The sequence below is a fragment of the Moorena sp. SIO4A5 genome (genome assembly GCF_010672005.1).
GTDB lineage: Bacteria > Cyanobacteriota > Cyanobacteriia > Cyanobacteriales > Coleofasciculaceae > Moorena.
In genome coordinates this window covers 1-6,120 of sequence record NZ_JAAHHZ010000279.1, presented here as the reverse complement: position 1 = coordinate 6,120, position 6,120 = coordinate 1, and the positions used below count along the sequence as shown (strand labels likewise).

Sequence of the window (6,120 nt, the reverse complement as noted above, 5' to 3'; positions counted from 1 at the left end):
TGGGCTATATTGAGTCTGGTCAGCAGGAAGGAGCTCAGATGTTGTGTGGTGGTGGCCGAGTTGGCGATCGCGGTTACTTCATCGAACCGACAGTGTTTGTTGATGTCCAAGATCAGATGAAGATTGCTCAAGAAGAAATCTTTGGCCCAGTGATGAGCATTATTAAGTTCAAAGATATCGATGAAGTGATTCAGCGGGCAAATAATACTATTTATGGCTTAGCCGCAGCCGTGTGGACAAAGGATATTACTAAAGCTCATGCGATCGCAAACAATGTCCGTGCTGGTACTGTCTGGGTGAATTGCTATGATGTGTTTGATGCCGCTGCTCCCTTCGGTGGTTTCAAGCAGTCTGGGATTGGTCGTGAACTTGGGGAGTATGGCTTGCAGCAATACACCGAGGTCAAGACAGTGACCGTTCAATTGTAGCATTGTAGCAATCACAAAGCCTGGGTTTTAATATCAACAACCCGAAAGGCTAAAGCAAAAGAAGGCTACAGCTAGTTAGTTGGTAATTTGGGACAAGGTAATGGGTAATGGGGAATTGTCAGCCAATTTCCTATTGCCCATTACTTTATGCTGTGCTCAAGGTTCAAGTTAAAGTTCAGATTAAAGTTCAGAACAATTGCTTATGATAGCATCTGCGGATAATTACCCTTTAATAAAAATCTCCCCATCTCCCCATCTCCCCATCTCCCCATCTCCCTATCTCCCTATCTCCCCATCTCCCTATCTCCCTATCTCCCTATCTCCCCATCAATTTTCTTGATTATGGCTAGTTAACCGGACTTGATATTATACTCGGACAATCATTTAAAGTCCTATGATGTTATTCCTTAAGGTTTCTTGATCCGGATCAATTTAGAAAAAAACAAGTGTTCAGTGTGAGTTGTCCATTTAGCAGCCGTTTATTAAATTTTGTTAAGCACCCTTGGCTTAAATCCACTAACATAGAACAGAATTAGAGAAAAGGGCTAATTATAGAGATTGAGAAGGTTTCATGAAGTACGGAATTGATATTGGTCACAACTTGCGTGCTGATACAGGAGCTCAAGGTATCAGAGTAGAAGATGAAATGAATAGGGACGTGGGAACGAGAGTAATTTCAAAATTGAGAGACTTGGGACATCAGGTAGTTGAATGCAAGCCTAAGAGTGCGAGTACTTTGGGCAGCTCGCTGCGGCAACGGTGCAATATAGCCAATGCTAATCGAGTTGATCAGTTTGTTTCAATTCATTTTAATGCATTTAATGGCCAAGCTAATGGAACAGAAGTATTTGCGATTAGTGATACTGCCAAAAAAATTGCCCAGCCAGTTTTAGAAAAGATAGTGGAGTTAGGTTACTTCAATAGAAAGGTTAAAAATGGCTCTCATTTATATGTCCTCCGATATACCAATATGCCAGCAATTCTCATAGAAAGCTGCTTTTGTGATTCCCAGAAAGATATGGAACTCTACGATCCAGAAGCATTGGCTAATGCAATTGTTAAAGGATTAACAGGAGAAGAGCCACCAACTACTAAATCTTCCTCTGACGATAATGTTATAGAATTACAAAAAGCTCTCAATCGCTTAAAAGTTAAAAGTCCTGCTGGTCAGCCATTAGTAGAAAATGGCTCCCTTGATCAGGCGACTATAGCAGCAATAAAAACATTTCAAGCTATTGTAGGAATTAACCAAACTGGAATTGGTGACTCGACCACATGGAAGACTATTAATCAGATTCTTGAGCAACCCATACTTAGACCTAATCATGCTGGAGGGACCACGGTAAAATATCTCCAACGTCGGGTGGGAACTCAGGCAGATGGTATCTTTGGTTCAGGCACCGCAAGTGCTGTGATCAGATTTCAGAAACAACAAGGTTTAACGGCTGATGGTATCGTCGGACCACAAACTTGGAGTAAATTGATTGACTAGCAAGGCTTTGAGCCACGTTGATCATTCGACCAGCAGTTGCCTCATGTCTCACCCGATCAGGGAGCGTGAGATTAATGGGGGACAGGAATTATAATAGTTGAAGGTAATAACGAATATTACTGATTACTAGTATAGTTTTCCGTTAACAGGATAAGATAGTCTAATGCTCCATATAATCCTGACAATTTATCAATCGTAAAATTCTCGATATTTTGAGTAAAAATGTCCCTTTGTAATCGTCCAAATTGCCATAAATTACCATCAGTAACTATGCCATAAACAGGACGTTGAACATCTTGAGGTGCGACCCGTGGCGAATTTAATTCGCCAACGGAAAGCGCACCTAATATTTTTTTGGAAGCTACCAACTCGGCAAGGCATTGCCCCCAACCTTGTTGAAAATCATTTTTCTTCGCTTCAACAATAATAACCAGTGGTTTTTCTAAAACCGTTTTTCCTAATTCCGATTTTGTCGAAAATATATAGTCAGGAGTCCCTGAAAGCACTTGGTCATAGAAAATGCTTTTTTGAATCCAGAAAGCATAGGTTTTATAGTATTTTTTATAGAGTTATCGCAACAATGGGGAAATGATAATTTCACTCCGGGAAGCTTCCGAGCTGAATACATCTATCGTTTCTTTATAAAACTCTAGGTCTTTCAAAAAAATTTCTGGTGGGTCAGTGTCTTGAGAAACTATAAACGTTCCCTCTTCGTATTTAATTTGATAGTGTTTCTGTACATCAGCAATAGTTTTAAAGTCGCTAAATGCCATAGTTTATCAGTCTCCTGATTGGGTCTAATCATATCTTAGACATCAAACTATCTCGTTATGATATTGGAACAGATGTGCGCCGTAGCCTAAGAGACTGTTGATAAAGTAAATTATAAAGTACATCTTAAAAAAGCGATTAGTCGCTGACTGTCATAGCACTTACCAACTATAAATAGCGATCGCTCTTAACCAGAATAAATAAGTATAAATACTTGATTACTTACAAAAATCAAGATTTGACTACAATTTAACCAATGCGATCGCTAAACAACATTAAGAGGGTGAAGCCAAGCTCGGGTTTGCTGGTTGTTGGGTAGTCGAGTGCGATCGCTTTTAGCGGAAGCTGAGGCCTAAGGCCAATCGCTCTTAACCAGAATAAATAAGTATAAATACTTGATTACTTACAAAAATCAAGATTTGACTACAATTTAAGCAATGCGATCGCTAAACAACATTAAGAGCCAGAATTCCTTATTCTCGGGATTATGATCTATTTGGAGCTCTTAGCTGATCGGGTAAGCATTCAGCACTCAGCACTCAGCACTCAGCACTCAGCACTCCGCTTAATCCTTACGGCCAGGGAGAAGCTGACGTAACAAAGATTAAACTAATGCTTACCTGTTTTATTCAAAAGTCAAGTAGCGTGGCACAGGCTTCTACCGTGGCACAGGCTTCGACGCTGAGACCTAACCCATAAGCTGATAACTGATACGCGACACGCTGATAGCTGATTGCTAACAAATTAACTTATGAAAAAATCGATATTCAAAGAAAACCGAAAGTATACATTTAGTGACTATTTTGCGATGACCAATCCCACTGAGGAAATTGTTGGTGAGTTTGGTTACTCCTTTGCCATTGAAGTAATTGACCTCCCTAAGTCTACTAACTATGACCTAGATATCATTCAACAGCTCAACCATACCTACTACACCATTATTCCCAAAATAAGCATTACCTCGGAAATTGCCAAACGGGAATTTCTGATTGCCCCACTAATCCTGGAAATTGCCAAGCTGCTCCCAGTTAAAGTCAATGTTGAGTATCCCCTAGACATTAACGATCAGCTAGGGGGAGCGCTAGACTACTTATTAAAAAGTAGTCAAAATCTGATTATTATAGAAGCCAAAAAGAAAGATATTGATGGTGGTTTCAACCAGTTAGCAGCAGAATTAATTGCTTTAGATAAGTATGAAGATAGCGAATCTATTGAAGTCCTCTATGGCGCTGTTACTCTGGGGGATATTTGGAAATTTGGAACCCTTGATAGGAAACGGAAGCACATTGCCAAAACTATTCAAAGTCAGACTATTCCTAGGGATACAGAAGAGATATTCTCAATTCTGATTGGAATACTAAGCTTAAAACCAGGGCAGAGTTCAATTAAGTTGTAACCTATAATCTATAACCTGCAACCTATGGTCAATCGGGAGTAACCGATCATGATTATTGTCATTGACAACTACGACAGCTTTACTTACAACTTAGTACAGTACCTAGGAGAATTGGGTACCCAATTACCTGTTGCATCAGAGATTCAGGTCTATCGCAATGATAAAATTGATTTACAGAAAATTCGCCAACTCAACCCAGATGGGGTAGTGATTTCTCCAGGACCAGGACGTCCTGAAGATGCTGGCATATCAAGTGCTATCTACAGCAATTTCGTGTCAAATATACCAATTCTAGGGGTTTGCTTGGGTCATCAAGCCTTGGGTCAGGTATTTGGTGGGAAAATTGTTTCGGCACCAGTATTGATGCATGGCAAAACCTCAGAGATTCATCACACTGGGGTTGGGGTTTTTCGGGAATTACCCAATCCTTTCACAGCGACTCGATACCATAGCTTAGTTATTGACCGCAGCAGCTGTCCTGATGTCTTGGAAATCACGGCTTGGGTAGATGATGGCACAATTATGGGAGTTAGACATCGGAACTATCCCCACCTCGAAGGCGTCCAATTTCATCCAGAGAGTATTTTGACCTGTTCTGGTAAGCAACTTCTAAAAAACTTCTTAGAATCCCTGCCAGCATCTGCTACTCTCTCTATATCTCCCTGAAAATAAACTTGTTTCCAAGAAACCATGAAACGGCGACAGTTGATGCGCTATGTCAGTGCCGGTGTACTCACAACTCTTTCAACCGGGTTAGCTTCTGGGCTCAGTTCTTACCAAGCACAGCCATCACGCAATGTACTGACAGTACAGTGGCTTGGTCATACCTGCTTTTTATTTACTGGGGGTGGTGTGCGAGTTTTAGTTAACCCATTCCAAACCATTGGGTGTACGGCTAGATATAAATCACCAAAAGTAGAGGCAGATTTAGTCCTAATCAGTAGCCTATTACTAGATGAAGGCGCAGCGGAAGGAATACCGGGGAGTCCCCGGCTCCTCTTTGAACCGGGTATTTTTCAAGTAAATGGGCTAAAATTCGAAGGAATTAGTATTCCTCACGACCGAGTCGGTGGACGTCGGTTTGGTAATAATGTGGCTTGGAAATGGACTCAAAATGGTATCAATATCCTACACCTGGGAGGAGCAGCAGCACCTCTAGATATTGAGCAGAAAATTCTGATCGGGCGTCCTGATTTAGCGTTGATTCCAGTAGGAGGGGGACCGAAAGCTTACAACCCTCAAGAAGCTAAACAGGCATTTGATTTCCTTAAGGCCAAGATCATGATTCCTACTCATTTCCGAACCAAGGCCGCTGATGCCGAACAGTGTGATATTTTGCCACTGGAGGAGTTTTTAACATTGATGAAGGACACACCCATACGCCGTGCCAAAAACGATACCATTAGGATTAGCTCAAGGGATTTATCCCAGGATGGGTCAGTGATTCAACTAATGAGTTACAACTACAACTTTTAGAATGGGCTTGCCTAGCCCCTTACCCAGACTGCAACCGCTTTTCTGGACTGGTGGAGTCCCACACGCTGAGAACTCCAGTGACGCTCAGTAGTTTATGGAAGCTATCTCAGTCCAACCTAGCATAAGAATCCCCAGCTATAATTTTTAATTTAGCTGGGGTGCGTTCAAATAGCTCTCTATAGGCACCAGTTAGAAGTATCAGTTAGTCAAACAGCAGGATGTGTTAGCCAATTACTTTTCAGACATCCTCTTAACTAGTCAAGTCGGAGTTGGTACAACCTATACGGTAAAATTGCCATTAACCGGTTATATCTAGGTGGGCTTAGGCTAAAAAGAAATATAGCGAACAACTAACCAATAACTAAGGATGATTCCACAAACCGAATATAAAGAGCGTCGTGAACAGTTGATGAGTAAGATTGGCAACGGGACCGCTATCTTTCGGAGCGCCCCGGTTGCCATTATGCATAATACTGTGGAATACAATTTCCGACAGGATAGCGATTTTTTTTACTTGACAGGTTTCAATGAACCAGAGGCCGTAGTTGTACTAGCGC

At 41.4% G+C, this 6,120-nt stretch carries 8 protein-coding genes; 6 read left to right on the top strand and 2 right to left on the bottom strand.

Features of this window, described 5'->3' with window-relative positions; translation table 11 throughout:
* Together F6K57_RS34920 and F6K57_RS34915 are read left to right on the top strand one after the other, a co-directional pair.
* The coding region (locus F6K57_RS34920) for an aldehyde dehydrogenase family protein (RefSeq protein ID WP_293072564.1) at window positions 1-428 on the top strand (428 nt) is incomplete at its 5' end.
* Between the two features lie 571 nt (window positions 429-999).
* Window positions 1,000-1,920 carry an N-acetylmuramoyl-L-alanine amidase gene (locus tag F6K57_RS34915; protein ID WP_293072562.1) on the top strand — a complete coding sequence of 307 codons (921 nt, stop codon included), beginning with the start codon at window positions 1,000-1,002 and terminating at the stop codon, window positions 1,918-1,920.
* Between the two features lie 116 nt (window positions 1,921-2,036).
* Here the strand turns inward: F6K57_RS34915 and F6K57_RS34910 are convergent, their stop codons facing one another.
* On the bottom strand, window positions 2,037-2,426 hold the full coding sequence (locus F6K57_RS34910) for a hypothetical protein (protein WP_293072560.1): 390 nt from the start codon (window positions 2,424-2,426) through the stop codon (window positions 2,037-2,039).
* Between the two features lie 63 nt (window positions 2,427-2,489).
* On the bottom strand, window positions 2,490-2,693 hold the full coding sequence (locus F6K57_RS34905) for a hypothetical protein (protein WP_293046860.1): 204 nt from the start codon (window positions 2,691-2,693) through the stop codon (window positions 2,490-2,492).
* A 749-nt stretch (window positions 2,694-3,442) separates the two neighbouring features.
* Between F6K57_RS34905 and F6K57_RS34900 the strand changes: the two genes are divergently transcribed.
* The 4 genes from F6K57_RS34900 to F6K57_RS34885 all read left to right on the top strand — a co-directional run.
* Window positions 3,443-4,087 carry a hypothetical protein gene (locus F6K57_RS34900; RefSeq protein WP_293072558.1) on the top strand — a complete coding sequence of 215 codons (645 nt, stop codon included), beginning with the start codon at window positions 3,443-3,445 and terminating at the stop codon, window positions 4,085-4,087.
* Window positions 4,088-4,135: 48 nt separating this feature from the next.
* Window positions 4,136-4,753 carry an aminodeoxychorismate/anthranilate synthase component II gene (locus F6K57_RS34895; protein ID WP_293072556.1) on the top strand — a complete coding sequence of 206 codons (618 nt, stop codon included), beginning with the start codon at window positions 4,136-4,138 and terminating at the stop codon, window positions 4,751-4,753.
* Between the two features lie 24 nt (window positions 4,754-4,777).
* Complete coding sequence (locus F6K57_RS34890) at window positions 4,778-5,563, top strand: MBL fold metallo-hydrolase (protein ID WP_293072554.1); 786 nt, start codon at window positions 4,778-4,780, stop codon at window positions 5,561-5,563.
* Between the two features lie 367 nt (window positions 5,564-5,930).
* On the top strand, window positions 5,931-6,120 hold a 190-nt coding region (locus F6K57_RS34885), incomplete at its 3' end, for an aminopeptidase P N-terminal domain-containing protein (protein WP_293072552.1).

Excerpts from the sequence above, each read along its gene's own strand:
- F6K57_RS34915 (WP_293072562.1), top strand. The coding sequence starts at position 1,000 with ATGAAGTACGGAATTGATATTGGTCACAACTTGCGTGCTGATACAGGA.
- F6K57_RS34905 (WP_293046860.1), bottom strand. The coding sequence starts at position 2,693 with ATGGCATTTAGCGACTTTAAAACTATTGCTGATGTACAGAAACACTAT.
- F6K57_RS34900 (WP_293072558.1), top strand. The coding sequence starts at position 3,443 with ATGAAAAAATCGATATTCAAAGAAAACCGAAAGTATACATTTAGTGAC.
- F6K57_RS34895 (WP_293072556.1), top strand. The coding sequence starts at position 4,136 with ATGATTATTGTCATTGACAACTACGACAGCTTTACTTACAACTTAGTA.
- F6K57_RS34890 (WP_293072554.1), top strand. The coding sequence starts at position 4,778 with ATGAAACGGCGACAGTTGATGCGCTATGTCAGTGCCGGTGTACTCACA.